Source organism: Fulvivirga sp., assembly GCF_040220315.1.
Taxonomy (GTDB): Bacteria; Bacteroidota; Bacteroidia; order Cytophagales; family Cyclobacteriaceae; genus Fulvivirga.
Window position 1 is genome coordinate 1 of sequence record NZ_JAVJUY010000051.1, and the last position, 22,892, is coordinate 22,892.

General features: G+C 37.5%; 16 protein-coding genes. All 16 read right to left on the reverse strand.

Annotated elements, in window-relative coordinates; genetic code table 11:
• On the reverse strand, positions 1–585 hold a 585-nt coding region (locus RLO81_RS01885; protein WP_350106410.1), incomplete at its 3' end, for an energy transducer TonB.
• Between the two features lie 65 nt (positions 586–650).
• Complete coding sequence (locus tag RLO81_RS01890) at positions 651–1,010, reverse strand: VanZ family protein (RefSeq protein ID WP_350106412.1); 360 nt, start codon at positions 1,008–1,010, stop codon at positions 651–653.
• A 1-nt stretch (position 1,011) separates the two neighbouring features.
• The gene (gene gcvH, locus RLO81_RS01895; RefSeq protein WP_350106415.1) at positions 1,012–1,392 is read right to left on the reverse strand and encodes a glycine cleavage system protein GcvH; all 381 of its coding nucleotides are present in this window, start codon (positions 1,390–1,392) and stop codon (positions 1,012–1,014) included.
• 49 nt (positions 1,393–1,441) lie between these two features.
• Positions 1,442–8,584 (reverse strand): T9SS outer membrane translocon Sov/SprA, encoded by a 7,143-nt coding sequence (gene sov / locus RLO81_RS01900; RefSeq protein ID WP_350106418.1) that lies wholly within the window; start codon positions 8,582–8,584, stop codon positions 1,442–1,444.
• A 36-nt stretch (positions 8,585–8,620) separates the two neighbouring features.
• Complete coding sequence (ruvA, locus tag RLO81_RS01905) at positions 8,621–9,214, reverse strand: Holliday junction branch migration protein RuvA (protein ID WP_350106421.1); 594 nt, start codon at positions 9,212–9,214, stop codon at positions 8,621–8,623.
• Entirely contained in the window at positions 9,211–11,490 is a 2,280-nt protein-coding gene (locus tag RLO81_RS01910; protein WP_350106424.1) for an NADP-dependent malic enzyme, read from the reverse strand. The genes ruvA and RLO81_RS01910 overlap by 4 nt, the downstream gene beginning before the upstream one ends.
• Before the next feature lie 35 nt (positions 11,491–11,525).
• The gene (locus RLO81_RS01915; RefSeq protein ID WP_350106427.1) at positions 11,526–12,614 is read right to left on the reverse strand and encodes a DUF4837 family protein; all 1,089 of its coding nucleotides are present in this window, start codon (positions 12,612–12,614) and stop codon (positions 11,526–11,528) included.
• A gap of 95 nt (positions 12,615–12,709) precedes the next feature.
• Positions 12,710–14,068 carry a lytic transglycosylase domain-containing protein gene (locus tag RLO81_RS01920; protein WP_350106431.1) on the reverse strand — a complete coding sequence of 453 codons (1,359 nt, stop codon included), beginning with the start codon at positions 14,066–14,068 and terminating at the stop codon, positions 12,710–12,712.
• 3 nt (positions 14,069–14,071) lie between these two features.
• Positions 14,072–15,499 (reverse strand): Asp-tRNA(Asn)/Glu-tRNA(Gln) amidotransferase subunit GatA, encoded by a 1,428-nt coding sequence (gatA, locus tag RLO81_RS01925; protein WP_350106434.1) that lies wholly within the window; start codon positions 15,497–15,499, stop codon positions 14,072–14,074.
• Position 15,500: 1 nt separating this feature from the next.
• Positions 15,501–15,707: a Sec-independent protein translocase subunit TatA/TatB gene (locus RLO81_RS01930; protein WP_350106437.1), complete on the reverse strand. Its 207-nt coding sequence runs from the start codon at positions 15,705–15,707 to the stop codon at positions 15,501–15,503.
• Positions 15,708–15,794: 87 nt separating this feature from the next.
• The gene (locus tag RLO81_RS01935) at positions 15,795–16,985 is read right to left on the reverse strand and encodes a murein hydrolase activator EnvC family protein (protein ID WP_350106440.1); all 1,191 of its coding nucleotides are present in this window, start codon (positions 16,983–16,985) and stop codon (positions 15,795–15,797) included.
• Positions 16,972–17,733, reverse strand: a complete 762-nt coding sequence (lolB1, locus tag RLO81_RS01940; protein WP_350106443.1) for a lipoprotein insertase outer membrane protein LolB1 — start codon at positions 17,731–17,733, stop codon at positions 16,972–16,974. Before lolB1 ends, RLO81_RS01935 begins: the two co-directional genes overlap by 14 nt.
• Entirely contained in the window at positions 17,723–19,441 is a 1,719-nt protein-coding gene (locus RLO81_RS01945) for a tetratricopeptide repeat protein (protein ID WP_350106446.1), read from the reverse strand. The genes lolB1 and RLO81_RS01945 overlap by 11 nt, the downstream gene beginning before the upstream one ends.
• Positions 19,442–19,449: 8 nt before the next feature.
• Positions 19,450–20,451: a sugar phosphate nucleotidyltransferase gene (locus RLO81_RS01950; RefSeq protein WP_350106449.1), complete on the reverse strand. Its 1,002-nt coding sequence runs from the start codon at positions 20,449–20,451 to the stop codon at positions 19,450–19,452.
• A 43-nt stretch (positions 20,452–20,494) separates the two neighbouring features.
• A complete protein-coding gene (locus RLO81_RS01955) occupies positions 20,495–21,943 on the reverse strand; it encodes an oligosaccharide flippase family protein (RefSeq protein WP_350106451.1) in 1,449 nt (482 codons plus the stop codon).
• A 15-nt stretch (positions 21,944–21,958) separates the two neighbouring features.
• Positions 21,959–22,741, reverse strand: coding sequence for an enoyl-CoA hydratase/isomerase family protein (locus RLO81_RS01960; protein ID WP_350106454.1), 783 nt, complete (start codon positions 22,739–22,741; stop codon positions 21,959–21,961).
• Positions 22,742–22,892: the final 151 nt, after the last annotated feature.

Here is a 22,892-nt window from a genome sequence, read left to right on the forward strand (position 1 = left end):
AAGCACTCTAACAGCTTCTTCATCGCATCCGGCACCAATACCTTTCACTGCCTGAACCTCAGTAAGTGACCCATCTTTATCAACAACAAATTGCACATACACTTTACCTTCGATGCCCATGCGTCTCGCCTGAGCTGGATATTTTAATCTTTTAGACACGTACTCATAGAATGCCTGATATCCACCAGGAGGCATTGCTGCATCTTCTACTATCGTGAATACTTCATCAGCTACCTCTTCTTCTGGTGCTTCTTCTACAATAATGTCTTCAATTACAGTTTCTTCAGTAATTTCCACGTCAAGATCCACTTCGATTTCTTCTTCAATTTCTTCCTCATCAGGCACCTCTATAATTTCTGGTTGCTGAATTTTTGGTGGTGGGGGAGGTGGTTGCTCCGTTGGTGGTATTTCTAATAGCTCTTCAAAGTCATCAGAAACCCGACCCAGGTCTACAAGACCACCATCGTCATAGTTTCTCCATTCGAAGGCTAAAACTACCAGACACATTGTAACGAATAGGCCAACATTGAAGAAAAACCCTTGTTTGTTACTCAAGCTAGCACTTTCTGTCTTTTTAGCTTCCATTATTTATTTTATTAATTATTAAATTCTACACTGTAGTGTCCAAATATACAAAACTACTTAAAAACTCATTGCCAGTTTTTCTTATAACTTATGTAAAAAACTGAAATTCCTAGTATACATCCCGCACAATTGGCTACTAAATCCATAAATTCCATTCCTCTATCAGGAATAAATTCTTGGGCAATTTCAATTCCGGCACCATACACAAGTGTTATTAGTAATCCGATAAGGATACTAAAAGTCACAGATTTTTTATCAAAATATATTCCTGAGATAAATAAATATGCTTGAATTGCAAAAATCCCTGCATGTCCCAACTTGTCATAGCTAAATAAATCAACATCTGGCAAAGATTTGCCAGGTGTGAGCGTAAGCCCCAAGATGAGGCTTGCCCAAAGAATACTTGCAATGTAGTACTTGTTCAAATTAACCGCCCACTACGGATTTGTATCCTTCTGCATCTAAAAGACTATCTAACTCAGAAGTATCTGAAATTTTAATCTTCACCATCCATCCTTTTTCATAAGGATCTTCATTAACTATTTCGGGTGAATTTTCTAATTCGCTATTCACTTCTTCTACAGTACCACTCACTGGCATAAACAGGTCAGATACAGTTTTTACAGCTTCAACAGTGCCAAAAACATCACTTTTTCCTAATTCTTCTCCTTCTGTTTCAATTTCTACATAAACGATGTCACCTAATTCGCCCTGGGCAAAATCAGTGACGCCAACGTAGGCATAATCACCATCCACTTTTACCCATTCGTGGTCTTCTGTATACTTTAATGTAGCAGGTATATTCATAATAATAATTTTAGTTTCAAAAATACACTCTTTTTCTATTTGTAGAAATTTATTGAGCTAAACTAAACCGAACCTGGAAACCAACCCTGGTTGTAGCTCTTGGGAAGGCATTGGAAATCTTTGGCTCTGTGATGTTTCTTTCAAAATAGAATTGCAGATTTAACTTTTCATTTAATACATAGCTGATATTGGGTCGTACCTGAATGTTCAGATTACCATCTGTTAGAATATCGTTTTCATCTATTCTTCTTTGAATGGTTTTTGAATTTCGGATGGTAAAGTTAAACCTAAAAGTAAGGTCATTTTTAAGTGTAACTACTCTGCCTTGCGCCTTCCATGGCATTTTCATACCAGCCTTTGTAAAACCGAGTTCAAGTACAATATCATTACTTTTCTGTTCAGTAACCTGGGCATTACTAATGTTTAATGCTAGGTCGCGCTTAGTACGGTATTCTATTTTTCCGGTGAGCCTACTCTTAGTTCTGATGTTCACACCAATTAATGGGGCAAACTGCTCACTAATCATTACCTGACTAATTACATAAACCGGAACAAGCTCTCCATTCCGAACTTCTGCAAATCTGCTATTATTATAACTTTCCACATCATTGCCTAATTCAAGGTTGTTATTGTATTCCAGGGAATTAGAATAATTAACTACATTATAATTGGATTGATATGAATGATTTAAGGTGATGGACTGAAATTTTTCTTGAATGGCAGGTATTTTATTTAATCCGGTATAATCAATACGCCAGTTAGGAATTGGGTTTTTAGGGAAAGGACTTAGACTTACATCACCTGCTCCTTTTCCAGTATAAGCAGCAATAAAGGCGGGGATTAATACATCTTGTGCATTCGTATCATATCGCACCCCTGTTTTTTGTTCGAACCGATCGATAATCTCCAGCCTATTATTTTCAAAGTCCTGGAAAACAGGCGAACTGTTATCTGAATTATCTCTTGTAAAAGCTGTGCCAATAGTTAAGAATGATACTGCATAACTTCCTGATCTACTGGGGCTTAAGCTCTCAAAAACAGGTTCTAATGATTGATCTTCCTGAGTATTGCGATAGATTTCTTCATATGAAGCACTTGTTAACTTCTTGGCATTTAGCTGAATATTAATACTTGGCGAAATACTCACATCAGCCCGTATATTTATATCTACAGATTTTGATTGGGTAAATGGGGCTGTGAGGTTAGGATTTGATGTAATAAAGCCACCTTCAGCAAGTTTATATCGTATTGACGATTTTTGTGATCCCAGTAAGAATGGCACTCCAGGTTGATTAAAACTACTGTCAAGCCCGAATAAATAGGCTCTTTTCGTAAATCCAGGAACAATGGTACCCTCTCTTAAGGCAACTGTAGCATTGATTGACCTTACCGACATAAGAAGTCTCAAGAAGCTATTTATTCCCTTATTTCCTTCAGGGGCTTCATCCTGGGCTTTTGGATTATTACTCAAAGAGCTTCGTCTTCTGGATGTTGGAGGTGAGTTGATATTTTTAAGGTAATTAATTTTGTTATAAAGCTTTACCAAGTCTAGTTTACCGGTGATGGAGTTATCACGGCTGTTTTGAATCGTATTTCCATAATCGAGAGAATCTCTTTGACCCTGATCGGCATAAAACGGTCCTGCCCTCCAGGAATATGAAGCGCCATAGCGATATTCAGCGCTTACCCAATCGGTTGCAGGTAGTTTATCAAGTGGCAATTTGTAATTGGCACTCAGGGTCTGATCGAAATTTTTCATTCGGCCAAAGTTTTCGAGGTTGGTGCGTATGGAGTCTTTTTCTTCTTTTGTATTGATTTCGCCTTCAGGTTCGTCAATGATGGCGTTAGCTCGTGCATTGTAATCAACAGTAAGATTTCTTGTAAAGCTCCAGCCGGCATTATAGGTTCTATCCAGCGTGAAAAATTTTTGAAAGTTCTCAGTATCACTATTGCCTTCATTATTTCTAAAAACAGTTTGAATGATTTCCCTTCGTAAATCAGCCCTAAAACCTAGTTTCGTTGGAACAGGGTTAAAATTGAAGTCTTTAATTGGCTTCAAATACTTTTTATCCAATGCGGTAGAATTACTAAATGGTTCAAAAGGCTCAACATTTGGGCTGAAGTTCCATGCGATTGTAGCATCATAATTTCGTTTTGTATATCGCTGAAGATTAAAATTGGTACGTTCGGTTTCGCTGTAGCCATACGTGAATGCGAAGTTTTCAATATCCCAAATATGGTTTTTGGGGTTTTCTTTGGTCTTTACTTTTTTAACATTGGTGAAATTAATACTGCGCCTTGTAGTAATGTCCTGAACAGTTTTTTTATACTCCTCCCGTTCTTCTTCGGTTTCAAATGAAAGCAAAGCCGCATCTAGTCGTATATCTGGGTTGGCCGGATCGAACCTCGGTGTTTGTGTCGTTTTCTCATAACTTACATACATAGGAATTTGTAAGCCGAGTTGTTCCGGTAAAAGTTTATCTACATTCACATTGGCGGAAACATCGTAGGCCGTTGTTTCCTCCCGGGTTCTTTCTGCAATTCTTGATTGTATACCCCCGAAGCCAAATGTGGTATGTTGTAGCGTTGCAGTAACATTGGCAAAGTCGGCCAGTTTGGTATTTAGGGTGGCATTGGCAGCCCAACCTTTAGTTCGATCGAAATCAGAAACACGAAGTTCATTAGCCCAAATACAGGCCGAATGTGGCCTTCCATCTGGTGTGGCGGGGTTTCGAATACCTATTGAAAGCCATTTGGCGGAGCTTAAATCAGGATTACCTCTTAATCTAATTTGATTGTTCCCAACAACTTTGGGCCCTTCAAGAGGGAAAAGGGCTCTTTTTGAAATATTTAACCGATCTCTTTCTGATTTTAGTGCATAGAGCTGATCCAATGCTATGTCAATTTCATTTTCCTTTGGCCATATTTCATTCGGGTCGAAAGAACCTTGAGGTGTAATTTTAAGAGGCACTTCTATTTCATAGTAGTTAGAGTCTACATCATCACCTAACCTTAAAAATGCTGTAAGTTCATTATCACTAGCTTCGCTATCTGCGTGCAAGAACATCTTAATTCGGCCATAATTGATTAAGTCTAATTGAACCTGCTTTGTAACGGCCCTCGCATCGCCATCTTTTAGGTCATCCACACAAACCTGTAACGATTGCTCATTGAGCCTGATATTTAATGTAGACGTATTGTCCTGATCACGGTCAAAGCCTGGTGGGAGTACATAAGGCGATTGAGTTGATGTACCGCCTCCGTTTTCTTCTATGTTAACAACTGAAACAGTAAAATTATCAATATCATCACTGTCGTTTATAATGTCTAAATTTGCTTCCTCCAGGGTGTTGAGGTAACGTCTCCATCTGCTTGAAACAAAACGGAAATTCACCATTCTAAGCACTACAGGCTCTTCAAAATTGGTTAGGTAGGTTCGAAGATACCTGATCGATTTAAATCCATTGATGTTTCCAACGCTTCGATCAAATTGTCTGATAGGAATTCGAAATAAGTACCATGTTACATTATCTCCTGTTTCAGTTTCTGTTATTTGATCAACAATGTATTCATTTAACTCAATACCGCCATCAGAAGCTGGTCTTATTGGCACTCTGTATTCATAGTACTCTTCTAACTCACTTAGAGTATTATCTGCATTTAGATCTTCATTATCCGGGATAGTTGTTCCAGAAGGGGTAAATGATGTGTTACCTGTAACAACTGGCGAATTATTTTCCATGCCATTGAAATTTTTATATCGTTCTAGTAATGTGGCATCCCTGGCATCTAATTCACCGCCAAGAAAATAACTAAAATTATCCGCTGAAGGGTCTTGCTCAACAATTACCCGGGCACCACCAGGCACTGCATTTACAAAGTCTGAAAAAATCTGATTTTCTTCGTTAGAATTAGCTCCGTCTAAACCAACATCTTGATTGGCTCGGGATGCTTCTGAATTATCGAATGCATTGGTGAGAAAAGGCTGAGTAGTTACATAACCCCATTCTGGATCAAGGACAACATCACCACCAGATTTATCACCATTAGGAGGTAGCCCGTTTTCAAATGCATGTCTTCCATCAGGAATAACATCTTCCGAGATACTTCCCAGGTTGAAGAACAAATCTCCACCGGTGGTATTGGATGAAGGATTTGGCCTACCATCATCAATCACTCCGCGAGGTCCCTGAATGAAGGGATCCATCAACCAAAACTCGATATACTCTACGTTGGCACGATCAAAATCAACTTCGGAACGTATAGCATTGGTAATTCCACCCCAACTTCTACGAGGGTCAAAATTGAGGTTACCCTGATTATCAAGGTTGGGGTTATAGTTATACTGACCCCTTTCATTTGGGTAAAATGCCAGATCAAATACCTGTTGAAAGTTGATGATATTTAGATCTCTGTTGGAAAAAATTTCCTGTTGTTCAACTGCCCTAACATAGTGATTTTCAAGCTCTTCGTCAGAAATCCCATCAGGTCTTCTGCTATCACTTCTATAGAAAAGGTTATCGATATTATACCATGCTAATTTGGCCCTAAAATCGTTTTCAGGTCTTGTACTAGTCCCAAAGAATCTACGTTCTGGGGTTTGAGGATAAGCTGCCAATCTCCAGCTATTAGGGTTGCTTAAGGAGAATGGTGTGGCTGAGTTTTCAAAATCATCGATATATGAAGTGCCTTCGCCATCCACAATATTGGATGTGCCAGGAATCAACTGAGCAAATTCAGCACTGAAGGAAACTGAAGATGGTTCCTTTGTTGAGATCAATGGTAGCTTATCAAGCATTTTTGTTAAAAACCTTGAGTCTTTCCTGATGTTTACATCAAAGCCATATTTAGTATTTCGAATCGGTTCATTACCTACACTATTCCTTGAAATTAATGGTCGTTCGTTCAGATGAAGAAGCGTTGCTCCAAAGTTCACATCATCGTTAAGTTTGTAGTCGAAACGAGTACCTAAAAGGGTGCGCGACTGAAAATTGAAAAGATCTGCCTTTTCATAAGAGATAGAAAGTGTTTTCCCTGATAATAATACCCCTTCATTGATAATATTTACTTTGCCAAATGTATAATCAACTGTGTAGTCTACACCCTCCTGTAAGGGAGAGCCACCAGCAAAAACCCTAACTGAACCCTCTGCAATGTTAAAACCTGGAATAACAATTTCATTGGAAGAACCAGATTGGAAAGAGCCTGTGATTACGTATTTGTTCTTATTAGAGACTAACTCCGCATCTATCTTGGTTTGGTTGTAAAGCTCCTCATACACAAACTTTTCTTTGAATTGGTCTTCTGTATCTAAAAAGGCATTGTCGAGAGGTGTGTTAAAGGGCTCAAGAAAAGGAAAAATAATCAGACCATTTTCAGTACTGATGGTAATGTCTTCCACAAAATCAAAATTACCATCTGGTTGAGGGTCATTATTAGGGTTCAACCTGTCAAGGCCCAGCAGCCTGATCAACGGTATTGTACTCGCAACTGCTCCAAACTGTAACTGGGGGTTGTCAATACCAGATAAATCATCCCGATAAATTACTCGAAGCTCAAACCCATCCTGGCTTACATTGGTGGCATTTAATGAGTAGATATTTTTCATCATTAATTCCCAAGTTGGAATTCGATTACCCTCTGTATCATCAATGCTTATTTTTCGTGGACGAAGTAATTTTAGGAAAATAACCTCATCGTCCTTGAGATTTGAGTTATTATCAGATAGCTCGCCTACTTGATACGCTCTTCCTTGATAGGAATATTCATAAGCTACCGCTAATGCTTCATCATTTTGCAGTTTTCTAAATAGTGAAATATAACCTAATTTTTTGTTTATGGAGAATTCATTAGGGTCTAATTTTCTTGCAGTGGTAATAAGTTCGAAATCTGTTCCGTTGGCAAATCCATCACCTGTAAGTTGATCAGTAATACTTGAAGCTTCTCTATTTGTTAAATAGTTAAATATATTATTAGCTTCATTTCTAGTTGGATTACCATTAACTATAGCTTCGGGTTGGACAAGGATGTCATTATAAATATTGCGTTGCCGCGATTCTCCCATGTCCATCATTCCAAGAATGTTTCTAGTAGTTTGCGTATCGTTGTTTCTATTCACCACATATACTTCAACCCTGGTAATATTCACACCTGAATTAATATTTGGTATTGAACTCAACCAACTCTCGTAGTTTTCCCTAAAGAATTGCGATAGGAAGAAATGCCGGTTTTCATCGTAATTTGAAGCTTGAAGCTCAAACTGGCGCCCTTGAACTCCACCACCATCGATGGTTATTGTTTCTGACTTACCGCGTTGCGTTGAAGCAACTGTTGTAACATACAAGTCGCCAAATTGCAGTTGTGCTTTAACACCAAATAGGTTTTGAGCCCCGGTTATTAGACTGTTATTAAGAGGTAGACTTACATTACCTATCTCTAGCTTTTGAAGCATATCTTCTTCATAACCGGTATATTCTACTTTCAGGTTATTCTCAAAATCAAAGGAGTTATTGTTATCAAAATTGGCCGTTACTTGTAGTTTCTCGCCAATCTTACCCACAATATTCATGCTTATCTGCTGATCGAACTCAAACCCGCCATTACGCTGCTGCCTGATTGGGATACTGGGGTTGTTAATTCTCTGCCATCTTCCACCAAAATCGAGCGTAACAAAACCTCGTGGAATGATTTCAACATACGTACCTCCAAATATTCTGTCGAATATTGGACTTATATATATGGGTGGTATTAAATTTCTGCCGCTTACCGCACTTTCACCATCGAGACCAGATGACCGGTTTTTCCAATAGTCCTTTAGCTGATTCCGTTCCTGGTACTGTTTGAACTCCGTAAATGACATAGATGAAGTCGGGCGATAATTCAGGTCACCAATTTTTTCGTAGATGGTGTAATTCATACCGGTATCAATTTCAACATCTAGTTGAAGGCTCGAAGGGTCATCGAGCAGCAATGGTGAATTGCTAGGTCTACTACTAAAGGGGTCACCAAAGCGGTCTTTTGGGCGATAAGTTGGCCTGCGAGATGGTGAATAGGGTACATTTGATACACTATCTTTTTTAGTTGAATCAGCCTGTATAGTTTGAAAAACACGTTTGGTTTTTGAAACTGCATTAATGGGATATGCGCATAGAATCACGAGTGTTATAAAAACACCCACGCACGTGTTTACCAATGTGTTGAAAATCCCAAAAATCAAAACTTAAATATCTCAGGCGTTTTTTAATGAGAGCTTGATTAATTCCTCCAAAGTAATCGTATTTCCCGAATTTTTAAGGATGCTATCAATACTTTTTTCGGCTGCATTTTTATTTATTCCTAGCGTCATTAAGGCAGATAACGCCTCTTTCTTCAATGTATTGTGGCCTCCTGAAGTTATCTTTTCACCCTCTTCGTAAAGTCCTTCTTTCTTCAGTTTATCTTTTAGTTCCAGAATAATTCTTTGTGCAGTTTTACCACCTACTCCTTTTACACTTTGAATGGTTTTTACATCTTCCTCTACAATGGCTTGTTTTAATTCTCCGGCAGACAATGACGATTGAATCATTAAAGCAGTATTGGGACCAACGCCTGAAATAGAAAGTAAACTAAGAAACATTCTTTTTTCTGATTCGTCACTAAACCCAAAAAGCGTATGACTGTCTTCTTTAACATGTAGATAGGTATGAATAAAAATATCCTCTTTATCTTTTACGGAAGAAAATGTATTTAATGAGATGTGTACCTGGTAACCTATGCCATTTACATCAATTATTAAATGTGTGGGCTCTTTTAAAGCTAGTTTACCTTTCAGGTATGCTATCATTGTTTATTATTTTGATCGTACAATTGTGCATCCACCACTGTGATTGCCACCATATTTACAATATCTCTAACCGAAGAACCAAGTTGTAGTACATGTACGGGTTTCTTCATTCCTAATAGGATAGGGCCAATTGTTTCAGCACCACCTATTTCCATTAAGAGTTTGTATGCAATATTTCCAGCTGCTAGATTAGGGAAAATAAGCGTATTTGCTCCTTTATCTGCCAATTCACTGAATGGGTAAGCTTCTTGTTGAATTTTTGTGTCTAACGCGATATTGGCCTGAATATCACCATCAATAATTAGGTTTGGATATTTCTCCTTTGCCAAACGAACAGCTTCTCTGGTTTTATCTGGTATTTCACCTTTACTCGATCCAAAATTGGAATAAGATAAAACTGCAATACGTGGTTCCATGTCAAAAAACTCTACGCCCTTAGCCGTCATACCTATAATATCTACTAATTCCTCCGCAGTTGGATTGACATTAACGGTAGTATCAGAAAAACAAAAAGTGCCTTTCTTAGAAAGTATAATATACATTCCAGCAACTCTTTTTACATCTTTTTCCATTCCTATAATTTGTAGGGCTGGTAGAATGGTTTTCGGATAATCTTTTGTGAGACCAGAGACCATACCATCGGCCTCACCTTTTTCTACCATCATTGCGCCAAATACGTTACGATCCCGCATTTGTTTGTTGGCATCATAGAGTGTTACGCCCTTACGCTTTCTTTTTTCGTAGTAATGCTTGGCATATTCCTGTACTTTTTCCTCTTCCTCATACGTGTCAAATATGGGACAGTCCTCTAAATCAAGCGTATTTTCCTTAATTAGCTCAGTTACTATTGACCTTTTACCAAGTAAAATAGGGAAACCAATACCTTCATCACGCACTGTCTGAGCCGCTTTAAGAATACGTAGATCATGTGCTTCTGCAAATACTACTCTTTTCGGGTCTTTCCGTGCCCTGCTTATTATACGTGACATTAATTTTTGATCAATGCCAATTCTGCGTTGTAATTCAAGTTTGTACTCTTCCCAGTTCTCAATATTCACCCTGGCTACACCTGATTCCATAGCAGCTTTTGCTACTGCCGGTGAAATTGTTGTAATCAGGCGAGGATCGAGCGGTTTAGGAATTAAATATTCCTTGCCAAATTGAATTTTGGTATTGCCATAGGCCTTACTAACCATATCAGGCACACTTTCTTTAGCTAGTGTGGCCAATGCCCTTACGGCAGCCAGCTTCATTTCTTCATTTATTGCTGTGGCTCTAACGTCCAATGCGCCTCTGAAAATGTATGGAAAACCAAGGACGTTATTCACCTGGTTCGGATGGTCAGACCTGCCTGTTGCCATAATAAGATCATCCCTTGTCTCAACGGCTAAATCATACGCTATTTCCGGATTTGGATTGGCCAAGGCAAAAACAATTGGGTTTTCGGCCATTGACTTGATGTGCTCTGGCGTGAGTATATCTGCGACAGAGAGGCCTATGAAGAAATCGGCACCTTTTACTGCCTCCTCCAAGGTTTCTAAGTTCTTGTCAGTGGCAAATTCTGCTTTAGATTCATCAAGATTTTCTCTTGATTTATTAATGACACCTTTGCTATCGCACATGATAATGTTTTTGTGCTTTGCACCCAGAGAGGCGTATATTTTGGTGCACGCAATAGCTGCCGCACCGGCACCATTAACTACAATAGTTATGTCTTCAATTTTTTTGTTTACAAGCTCAAGCGCGTTAATCAACGCAGCTGCAGAGATAATGGCCGTACCATGCTGATCGTCATGCATGATGGGAATGTTCATCTCTTCCTTAAGTGCTCTTTCTATTTTAAAACTCTCAGGGGCTTTGATGTCTTCCAGGTTTATACCGCCAAATGTTGGTTCTAAAGACTTTACTATCTGAATAAATTTGTCGGGGTCTTCTTCGTCTATTTCAATATCGAATACATCGATACCTGCAAATTTTTTGAATAATACACCTTTGCCTTCCATCACTGGTTTGGACGCCTCCGGGCCGATATTTCCTAGACCTAAAACAGCCGTTCCGTTAGATATTACACCTACTAAATTTCCTTTTGCAGTGTATTTATAAACATCTTCTTTATTTGCGGCAATTTCTTTACAAGGCTCTGCCACACCTGGTGAGTAAGCCAGTGCCAGATCCATCTGTGAACCTAACGGTTTGGTGGGTACTACTTCTATTTTGCCCGGTTGACCCTGCGTATGATAATTAAGGGCATCCTCTTTTCTTATCTTGATGGCCATAGCGTAAAGATGTTAGATGAATATAAGTGACGAAATTACTTGTTTTCGATCTCGGATGAAACTTTAAACGTATTCAATATTACCTGAAGCTCCCGAATAAATTCTCGCTGACTTTTGCCTGGGGAATAAACAAATCCCTCTATGTAATAAAGCCTGTTGAGTTCTTCATCAACAACAGTATAACCAATAAATGGTCCTCCCATTGATAGGTTATTTGTTTTCCATAACCCACGCGTTTCAATAGCGAATTTGTTGTTGAAGTTATACTCACGTGACGTTACGGGTATGTAGGGCACGGCAGTTTCTGTTTTAATGTATGTATCTGGCTCTGCGGGGTCTTCAAATAATTGTTGTTTGGCAACAGAATCCCTCAAATTAATAATTGCTTCTTGTGTGAACGCCTTATCCGAATTATAATTTCTGTAGGTAATAAAAATGTCTTTATCACTTTCATCATTAATCTGTCTGAACCAGATAAACCCTTTTTGATTTACAACCATCTTATACCCAAATGGAATTCGCATAGAAAAATTATGCTCTTCCTTTAATATTCTGGTAAATCCTTCTTTTTCTTCTGCCTTGAAAAGTCCTTCAAAAAGCCGTTCATTTTCTGCGTTGTTAAAATAGCCCTGAAGCCGCTCCCTGTTTTCTTCTATTTTTTTAACTAAGTTTTCTGATGAGTTTCCAAAGAGATACATAATGTTCTGACCCCTGGCAAACTCATCTTCTGCGGTGAATACAAACAAATCATCATTGTTTCTTATTTGATCCAAAGAACTCTTTGTAAAATAGTTTTTTACCACCCTGGATGCTGAAGATTTGCTATCCAAAGTAACTACGAATAGTAAATTCTTAACGGTTTTGAGTACACTGTTAAATTTAGTAGGTTCAACCCTATTTAACTTAAAAAGGTATTCTTGCCTTGGTAGCCCCTTTACTTCTGCTTGAAACGTTGCCTTAACAGCGTCACCTAAAGTGCCTTTCCATTGAGCCGAGTCAATTACTACAATCATTTCACCTGGTTTTCCGCTGGCTTTTGGGAGTAGTGCTACTTCCTTTTTACCGTCACAGCAAGAAAATAGAATAATAGATATAAAGAATGTTAATGCCTTATTAAGGTTCATAAACTATTTATTTTAAATCTTAAAGATAAGTTTCTTAATGCATCTACATAAAATAAGCCGCATTAAGTTTTAAAGTCACGGGTTGCGTGTTGGAATTAACTTCCGATAATTAATTTTTGCCCTGCTTTGATAGTATTACTACTAAGCTCATTTAAGGATTTTAGTCGTTCAATGCTCAATCCATTGAATTTTCTTGAAATATCCCATAGTGTATCCCCAGGCTGTACTATATAGGTTTTTGTTCCATCTGGTAGTTTATCAAACGCAGGTTCAGTACGCCTCGCCACATAGCCAGGTTTTTGCCAGATAGTTAAATTTTGTCCAACACGAATGAGGTTTCCGTGAATATTGTTCCACGTTCTTAGATCTGAAACCCGCACATTATATCTTTCAGCGATTCTTCCCAAAACATCGCCACTACGGACTTTATAAACGATCTTGTCCCTTCCATATGTGCTTCCTGGAGTATTTCGTGACAGATATTCTATTTGACTTTTACCTACTTTAGATGCGCTATCGAGTATATCTTTTCTCATTAAATAAAACCTCTCCTTTTCATGAGCAGGAATATTAATAGCGTATAATTTTGTCCCCTCAGGAACTACTCCTCTTCGTAGGCTCGGGTTTAGGTCTATCATCTCATTTTCGCAAAGGTTTAGCTGAGCGGCAATCGTTGTGAGGTGTGCATAACCACTTACCATGATCGTATCTGTCTCCTGATAGTATTCAAGATCATCTACAGTAAAATTATGTTCTTCGGTATAATTAAGTGTATAGATCATGGCAGTAAACTGAGGCAGGTAGCTTCGTGTTTCTCGTAATAAATGAGGGTATATTTCCCAAAATGTACGTTTATAGCCTGATCTACGAATAGCTTTCCTGATATTCCCCGGGCCACTGTTATAGGCGGCAATGGCCAACTCCCAATCTCCAAACATACCATATAACTGCTTGAGATACTGACAAGCAGCTTCTGTAGATTTTTCAGGATCCATTCGTTCATCAATGTACCAATCATTGTGCAAGCCAAAATATCTGCCTGTTGCTGACATGAATTGCCATAAGCCAACCGCACTTGCTACTGAAGTAGCTTCTGGGTTCAACCCTGATTCTATTATTGATAAATATTTTAATTCATCGGGCAAACCATACTTTGCCAGGTATTTTTCAAATAGAGGAAAATAGACATCTTTTTTTTTGATGATGCCTCTAGTGTAATTTCTGTCTTTAACGGTAAAGTAGTTGACAAATGCGTGAACTCTTGTATTATATTCTAGTGGGATGGTTTTTTCAATGCATTTAAGCCTGTCTTTAATCAGGTCATAATCCGCTTCACCCGGAATAAACTCATACAAATAAGTATCATTTGGCTCGTTTGTATTACTATTCTGAGCAGTAGTAAAAACTGAACAAAAAACCAGTATAAAGCAAAAAATCGTGGCTTTGATAAACATATATTACCCTAAAGTCATCAAATAATTTGAGAATGACAATAATTTTACTTCTTCAAAATCATCAGCAATTACTTGAATACCAACGGGTAAACCCAAATTATCGTGTCCTGAAGGAACTGAAATTGCTGGCAAACCTGCTAATGATGCCTGCACGGTATATAAATCTGCCAGGTACATTGCCAGCGGGTCAGCATCGTGTTCACCGATTTTGAATGCAGTTGTTGGAGTTGTAGGCATAAGAATGAAATCATAAGCCGCAAGCAGCTCTTTTGTAGCGTCTCTAATTAATCGCCTTACTTTTTGTGCCTTGTTATAATACGCATCGTAATAACTTGCACTAAGCACAAATGTACCAAGCATAATCCGTCTTTTAACTTCAACACCTAAGCCCTCTGAACGAGTGTTTTTATACATAGCTTCCAAAGAGGTTGTATTTTTGGATCTGTATCCGTATCGAACCCCATCGAAACGGGATAAGTTGGAGCTTGCCTCTGCCGTTGTAAGTATATAATAAGTCGGAAGCATGTAGTCTAACAATGGAAAATCAACGGCCTCAACGGTATGACCGTCTGATTTTAGTTTACTTATCAAGGTGTTAAAATTCTGTTTAATGTCATTATTTAAACCTTGTGCATTTAACGTTTCTTTGATATATGCTATTTTTCTTTTTTTCGGATGAGTACCTATTTCGTGTGAATAATTAGGAACATCGGTAGTTGATACGGTGCTATCATATTCATCCTTGCCTGAAATTACTTCAAGGGTTATTGCTACATCTGAAATATTTTTGGCAAATATTCCGATACAATCAAATGAAGAGGCATACGCTATTAAGCCATGTCTTGATATGCGTGAATAAGTGGGTTTCATACCAACTATTCCACAAAAGGCGGCTGGCTGGCGCACTGAACCACCAGTATCAGAGCCGAGCGACACCAAACACATGCCTGCTTGTACTGCTACCGCGGAGCCACCTGATGACCCACCTGGTACGCGTGTAGTATCGGCAGCATTGAGTACCTTACCAAAAGCAGAATTTTCATTGGAAGAGCCCATTGCAAATTCATCACAATTATTTCTTCCAATGATAATGGCATCTTCATCTAAAAGTTTTTGAATGGCTGTTCCATTGAATTGAGCCTCAAAGCCTTCAAGAATTGAACTAGCGGCACTTAGTTTATGATCTTTATGACAGATCACATCTTTTATTGTTACTACCATGCCAGCCAATCTGCCTGCATTACCTTGAGTCAATTTTCGATCAATTAATTGCGCTTTGGCGATTGCTTCATCTGCATAGGTTTCTATCAAAGCATTTAAATGCTTTGTGGATTCTATTTTTTCTAGGTAATGGTTGACAAGCTCAGAACATGAAGTTAAGCCATTTTTTAAATCTTCTCGGATAAGATTTAAAGAAGAGTATTCCTTCAATTTAGCTCTTTTTTTCTTCTTCTACTTTGCTGGAATCTTCGATATCTTTTTTAATTTCTTTGGTAGCATCTTTGAATTCTCTGATACCTTTACCTAAACCACGAGCTAATTCAGGTATTTTCTTAGCTCCAAAAAATATCAATACCACCAAAATGATGATAATCCACTCCCAACCACCAGGCATTCCAATCAAAAATATGCTGTTCATAACTGTGTTTTTATTAAGATACTGTAAAGATAGGTATTAATTATGAACGTGTGAAAGCACTAATTGACAAACGGTTTAATATTTAAATTATTTTCTAACCAGCCACTGCTGCGGGTCCAAAGCGGCCGCACTTTTTCTGACCTCAAATTTAAGTTCCGATACCCCATCTTTATTGGTAAGAATTGAGCCTAATTCCTCACCAATATTAACAACCTGGCCAGTTTTTACGAACACATCCTTTAAACCGGCATAAACTGTAAAATAATCACCATGGCTTATAAGAACCGTGTTGCCAACCAGTGGAACAAAAGCCACTGTTCTCACTTCTCCCCCAAAAATAGCCTTCACTTTTTCGTTTTGCTTGGTTTGTATATTAATGCCTGTATTGTTCATAACTATGCCTTTTAATACAGGATGGTTTTGTTTCCCAAACTTTTGAGATACAAATCCGGATACCGGCCAGGGGAGTTTAGTTTTATTCTCAGCAAACTCATTAGAAAGTTTGTTACTTGCATCAATAGCGGAACGTTCAGCTAAACGGGCTTTCTCAATTTCGGCTTTAATAATGTCGTTAATGAGTTTGTCTAGCTTGGCCACTGCGTCTTTTCGCTGTTCCAGGTCTTTTTTGATTTGGTTCTCTTGTTTTTGAAGATTAGTGACCAAGTTATTTTGATTCAGTTTTAACCGTTCTAAGCTTTTATTTTCCTGCATATTTTCAGCTAACAGTATATTTTTTTCGGAAACCTTGCTTTGAATAACTGTCACCTGATCTGATAAAATATTTTGGACTTTAGTAATCTGTTCTGCCTGTTTAATTCTGGCTTCGCTGTACTGGTCCATATATTTAAGCCTTCTTAAAAATTGATTGAACGATTTAGCTGTAAATAAAAAAGTGAGTTTATTTACGCCTTTATTCGCTTTGTAAGCGGAATATACCATGGCAGCATATTCTTTCTTTAGGTTTTTAAGATCATCAGCTAAGGCGTCTATAATTTCATTTGTTTCTTCAATTTCATCGTTTAGAAGATACATTTCATTTTTGATAGAGCTAATTAAATCTTCCTGTGTCTTAATTCGTTGGTTTAATGCGTTGAGCTGACCCACAGTATTTTGTTTTTTTCCGCGCGTTTCATTCAGAATCTTCTCAGCCTCGGCTATTTTGGCGAGATTTTCTTGTTTTTCCTTCTGTAATTGAGCTTTTGATTTTTGGGCAAGTAGGGTTCCTGCAGAGATGCAAACCAGGCAAACAACAAGACTTGCGAACTTACTTGCGCTCATATTTTTTAGGTATGCTGAAAGGGAATTTTAAGGGCTTTTGTTCTATTTCAGCTTTGTTGTATTCAAACTCAATCACTGTATTTAGTGTGCCTGTATTGGCTTTGTAAAATAAAGAAATAATGGCTGAATAAGGAAATGCATGTTCTTCCACCAATTGAAAGTCATAGTACCTAATAACAGCAGTGTTTTTAGAACTAGGTTCCAACATTTCTACGCGTTCAATTTTCATGGTTTCGGCACTTACAAAGTTGGTCATTTCAACTTTGCCTGATTTTTGTCTTAGTTGGTAAAAATCATCTATACGTTCCGAATGGTCACCTTTCTCATAAGGTTTGATGAGGTTGCCTAACGCTACAGATTGAATAGCATCATAATTAACATCAAAATTGAATTGTTTACTTAATGAGTCGTAATTAAAAACATAGTACTCTTTTTTCACGAGATTTAAAATGGTGATCGAATCCTGACTTATCATACAACGAGCACCTTGAATACCTACTGCAGAGAATGCAATCCAGATAGCACTATCTTTTTTGATTCGTACATTCGCCCTCGCTTTAATATCTAAATCTTCATCTTTGTAATTGATTTTAGCCTTACCAGAAAAGTATTCAAAGTCAATTTCACGGACGTCCAATTTATTTTTGTCCAACAAATTCCAGGTAACACCTTGAAATTTGTTACTACATCCAGTTCCTAAAATTACAGCGATTAACAAGCAGGGTAGTACTGCTATTTTATTTTTCATAGAGCTTTCTATCGGCAATTTTTTTATCAATGAATTCTGCATTTGGATCCATTCCTTTAGCAATTTTCCATTGTTCTACAGCTTCATTTATTTTGCCTAATTTATATAAAATATCCCCGTAATGTTCATAATGTATGGCCTCAACTCCACCAATTTCAATCGCCTTTTCCATTACCTTTTTTGCTTCTTTATATTTTCCTTTGGTATATAAAACCCAGGCGTACGTATCCAGGTAAGTAACATTAGTGGGGTTTCTCTCAATAACCAATCTTGACATTTGCTCGGCTTTATCTAAATCTTGATTTCTTATAGCCAGGAAATAACTATAGTTGTTAAGTACGAGATCATTATTTGGATCAAAATCTAACGCTGCTTCATATGCGTCATCCGATTTCTCATATTCTTGGATATTGTTATAGGCATCACCCAGCAAGGCATTAAATCCACTAAGCAGGCTTAAGTTGCTTGATGATAGCCGTTTTCCTTGCTCCAAAGAAAAAACAGCATCTTCATGATTACCTTGCTGTAGGTTGGCAGCCCCATTAAAATAATACAAAATTCCTTGGTTGGGAAACAGCTCAAGGGCAAGGTCAGAGTGATAAATAACACTATCTATCTCGTTTAATTCAAAATGCAATTGAATAATATTTTGCCATACAGCAATTTTGGACGGGTCTAATTTAGTTGAGGCAACATATTGGTTTTTAGCACTCTCTGTTTCTCCAATTTGCTGAAGCAAGTCTGCGTATATAATATGGGCGTCAGCCACATCCGGGTGAGTTTCAACAACTAGTTTGCCTAACGGTAAGGCCAATTGTTTTAATTCGTTTTCAGTCAAGCTTGACCTGTATTGTGCCAACAGTTGAATTTTATTGTCGGCATTAAAGTTAGGGTTGCTAAAAGCTTTCCTTAATTCCTCCAATGCACTATCAACCTGACCAGCTCTTCTTTGCAACTCAGCCAATATCAATCGAGATTGGTTATTGCCACCAGGGTGGTTTTTTAAAAAATTTTCTAGTAATGACTTTGCCTCGCTTTCTCGATTATTTGACATTAAAATTTCTGCCTGTTTAATCGCAAACCTTTCTTCATCAGGATAGGCCTCCATTAATTTTCTGCCTTCTTGAAGTGCAAGCTCTAACTGATTTGTCTGGAAGTAAATTTTCTGTTTTTGAAAAATTATTTCTTCTGAGATTCCATATGAATATTCTACCTTGTTGTATGTGGCAATAGCATCGTCATATCGTTGTTGGTAAAGGTATAGTGCTGCTAATTCAAATAGGTAGATCTCAGTATTATCTACCCGTTCAATCAACTCTTCATAAGTGTCAGCGGCTTTAGGGAAGTTGCCTAATTGAGTATATATATCAGCTACCAGAATGTAAAAATACTTGTTGCTATCATTCAACTCCAGTGCGCGCAATGCATTTTCAAGCGCCTTTTGTAATTCATTTCCTTTGGCATAAATCTGCCCGATTTTATAATAAACGGTTGCGTTTTCATCATTAATATCCAATGACTTTTGGAAAAGAACCAAAGCCTTGGAATAGTCTTCAAGAATATAATATTTCTCACCTTCAGTGAAGTAAAATTCAGCCTCTCGAAGTTTTGTTTCCCAATTCTTTCCTTTCTTTTGCCCTATAACCTGGATACTACTTAATAGAAGAAAAGTGGCTATACAAAAGTGATATAATAACTGTTTTGCCATTAAATGATTTAAGAAATAGTGTTGTAGTCGCCAACACTTAGATCGTCCGATTTACCTTCAAGGGTAACGTGATTACCCAACATTGAGTTTTTTAAATTCGAATTATTTATGGTTGTATAGGTTTGAATAATACTATTCTGAACAATCGAATTCTTGATAGATGATTTATTTCCTAAAGAAACGTGCGGGCCAACAATCGAATTTTCGACAACGGCCTTTTCTCCAATATAAACTGGTGGTATAATTACTGAATTTTTTATAGAGGCTGATTTTGCAATTAAATCTTTATCTTTTATAAATTCCAAATATCTCTTATTTGTATATACTGTTGCATTTTTATTGCCACAATCAAGCCATTCGCTCACTTGCCCTGGCACAAAGTTTGAACCTTTGTTTTTCATATTTTCTAGGGCGTTGGTGAGTTGATATTCACCCTTCTCACTAATTTCATTATCAATTAAATATTGAAGTTCGGATCTTAAAAACGCTCCATTTTTAAAATAATAGATTCCGATAATTGCCAGGTCTGAAACGAAATCTGTCGGTTTTTCAACAAATCCGGTAATGATGCCTTCGTCTGTTTGAACTACACCAAAAGCTGAGGGGTCATCCACTTGCTGAACCCAAATGATTCCATCTTTGCTTGAATCAAGCTTAAAATCAGCCTTAAATAATGTATCAGCAAATGCAACAATTACATTGCCTTCAAGTAAATCCTGAGCGCAAAGAATGGCATGTGCTGTTCCCAGTTTTTCATCCTGATAAAATATATGACCTTCTGCACCTACTGATTTTGCAATAGATTTTAAATCAGCTTCTACTTCTTTTCCAAAGTCGCGGCCAATGACAAATCCAATACGTTGAATAGTTTCTGAACAAACCTCTACTATATCTTCAACCAAACGATGCACAATTGACTTGCCTGCAATAGGAATTAAAGGTTTTGGAGTTGTTAAGGTATGTGGTCTAAGCCGAGTACCCCGACCGGCCATAGGTATGATTATATTCATTGCAGAATTTATTTCAGTTATCGAGCCTCAAAACTAAGAAAATTTAGACCTTTCGTGCTGACAATTGTTTTTTTTCAATTACCCAAAGAGCAACGGTAACAATAGCTGAGATAATGAGGTTGATGATAGTATCTACTGTAAAATTCGGATGCCGGAATAATTGTCCTAAATAAACCAACAATACGGCTGAAATGACATAAGGAAGAAGTTTGACAAATTTATACGGAATAGGAAAGTGCTTTTGTCCAATAATAAAGCATACAATGCACATGGCGCTGTAGCAGCAAATTATACTTATAGCACAGCCTAAAAGACCTATTTTGGGCAATAAAAGTATATTTCCTAAAAGAGTTACGATTAGTCCGACTATGCTAAAATACAAACCATATTTTGTTTTATCAGTAATCTTAAACCATATACTTAGGTTCAAATAAACTCCGTATATAAGTTTTCCAAAAAGAATTAATGGAACAAGGTAGAGCGCCACACGATACTCAGGTTGTCTTAAAAAGATTGAGGCAATGAAATCTACATTTAAGCTTACGACCACAAATAACAAGAGGCCAAAAAGCACAAAATAGTGCATAACACGAGCGAAAAGCTCAGGGGCTTTTTTATCGTCTGCCTGTGAAAAAAAGAAAGGCTCACCAGCATAACGGAATGCTTGAACGGCAAGCATCATTAGCACGCCTAATTTAAAGGTTTGACTATAGACACCTGTGGCGGCAGTGCTATCCATAGTTGTGTAATATGAATCTGGAAGAAAATGCTCGATAAGAATTTTGTCAAGTTGTTCATTCATCATACCAGCTAAACCCATTAAAAAAATAGGTGTAGAGTAGGTCAGAATGGTGCGCATCACATGTTTGTCCCAGTTAAACCTGATTTTTAAAACTTCTTTATAAAGCATTAAAATCATTAAGGCATTAGCTACAAGGTTAGCCAGAAAAATGGATCCAATAGAAATTTCGAAGGTAGGATCAATGGCAGGAATAACTAGTAAAAATGCAAATTGAAGCCCTATATTAATGAGTATATTGGCAATTTTAACAGATGCAAATTTTTTAGCCTTATTCTCAAATCTCAATCTGCCAAAAGGTATGGCCAGTATACTATCAATCCATAGTATGATGGCCAACCATTCGATGTATTCTGCTGCTGAAGGGTATCCGATAAGAGGAGCAAGAAATCCTGAGTTAAAATAAATGAGCGATGATAGTAAAGTACTTACTACAATTACAACGGTACATGTTGAGGCATAGGCATTTTCTAGGTTATCTTTTGCATACCTGAAAAATGTTGTCTCCATTCCAAAAGTATAGATCACTAAAAAAATGGCCGTATAGGCAAAAAGACTAGCAACAATACCCAATTGCTCAGGAAGAAAAATAGCAGTGTGAAGTCCTACAAGTAGATAGTTAATGATTCTGCCCAGAATGCTACTAACACCGTAAATGGCTGTTTGTCCAGCTAGACTTCTAAGTTGGCCCATTATTGAGTTGTAGAATTATTCACCTTTAAATTCAGGCTTTCTTTTTTCATGAAAAGCACTGGTGCCTTCGGCAAAATCCTCAGTTTTTGTACAATGTGAAAAGGCGTTGGCTTCGGTTTGAAAGCCATCTTCATCCGAGAAAACAGCATTGATACAGTCAATTACCATACCTACAGCCAATGGAGCTTTTGAAAGGATTTTTGAAAGGATTTTATTACATAATTCCAGAAGCTCTTCGTTGGATTGTACTACATGATTTACCAATCCTAAAGATTTGGCTTCTTCGGCAGAAATCATGTCTCCCGTCATCATTAGCTCAAAAGCTTTCCCCTTGCCAATTAGTTGCGTTAGCCTTTGTGTGCCCCCATAACCAGGTATAATACCAAGATTAACTTCAGGTTGACCGAATTTTGCATTATTGGTTGCAATTCTCATGTGGCATGCCATTGCCAATTCGCAACCACCACCTAGAGCAAAACCGTTTACGGCTGCAATAACCGGTTTAGGACAGTTTTCATAAAGTGCGAATACCTCCTGTCCATTTTCAGCAAAATTACGTGCATTCATCTCATCTAAATCTGCTATTTCAGTAATGTCTGCTCCAGCAACAAATGCTTTTTCACCCGCACCTGTAAGAATTAATGCCTTTACCTCTTCATTATCATACACTTCAGTTATTAAAGTTTTTAAGTCATCAATTGTTGCGATATTCAAAGCATTTAGACTTGTAGGTCTATTAATAGTTGCAAGTAAAATGCCTTCATTAAATTCGGTAATTATGTTTTGATATGTTGCCATGATTCAATTTTGATATTCGATTTAAAGTTACTTTTCGAAATAGTATTTGCAAACACTTAATCAAAATAAGGCACCAATTCCCAAATCGGGATTAATTAAATGGTAAATGTAGCTTTAAGCCCATAAACTAAGGTCTTTTTACTGTGGTACA

Bases quoted from the DNA above. Each gene is read 5' to 3' on its own strand.
- RLO81_RS01910 (WP_350106424.1), bottom strand. From the start codon at position 11,490: ATGGCCATCAAGATAAGAAAAGAGGATGCCCTTAATTATCATACGCAG.
- RLO81_RS01960 (WP_350106454.1), bottom strand. From the start codon at position 22,741: ATGGCAACATATCAAAACATAATTACCGAATTTAATGAAGGCATTTTA.
- RLO81_RS01930 (WP_350106437.1), bottom strand. From the start codon at position 15,707: ATGAACAGCATATTTTTGATTGGAATGCCTGGTGGTTGGGAGTGGATT.
- RLO81_RS01945 (WP_350106446.1), bottom strand. From the start codon at position 19,441: ATGGCAAAACAGTTATTATATCACTTTTGTATAGCCACTTTTCTTCTA.
- ruvA (WP_350106421.1), bottom strand. From the start codon at position 9,214: ATGATAGCATACCTGAAAGGTAAACTAGCTTTAAAAGAGCCCACACAT.
- gcvH (WP_350106415.1), bottom strand. From the start codon at position 1,392: ATGAATATACCTGCTACATTAAAGTATACAGAAGACCACGAATGGGTA.
- lolB1 (WP_350106443.1), bottom strand. From the start codon at position 17,733: ATGAAAAATAAAATAGCAGTACTACCCTGCTTGTTAATCGCTGTAATT.
- RLO81_RS01935 (WP_350106440.1), bottom strand. From the start codon at position 16,985: ATGAGCGCAAGTAAGTTCGCAAGTCTTGTTGTTTGCCTGGTTTGCATC.
- RLO81_RS01955 (WP_350106451.1), bottom strand. From the start codon at position 21,943: ATGGGCCAACTTAGAAGTCTAGCTGGACAAACAGCCATTTACGGTGTT.
- RLO81_RS01920 (WP_350106431.1), bottom strand. From the start codon at position 14,068: ATGTTTATCAAAGCCACGATTTTTTGCTTTATACTGGTTTTTTGTTCA.
- RLO81_RS01915 (WP_350106427.1), bottom strand. From the start codon at position 12,614: ATGAACCTTAATAAGGCATTAACATTCTTTATATCTATTATTCTATTT.
- RLO81_RS01950 (WP_350106449.1), bottom strand. From the start codon at position 20,451: ATGAATATAATCATACCTATGGCCGGTCGGGGTACTCGGCTTAGACCA.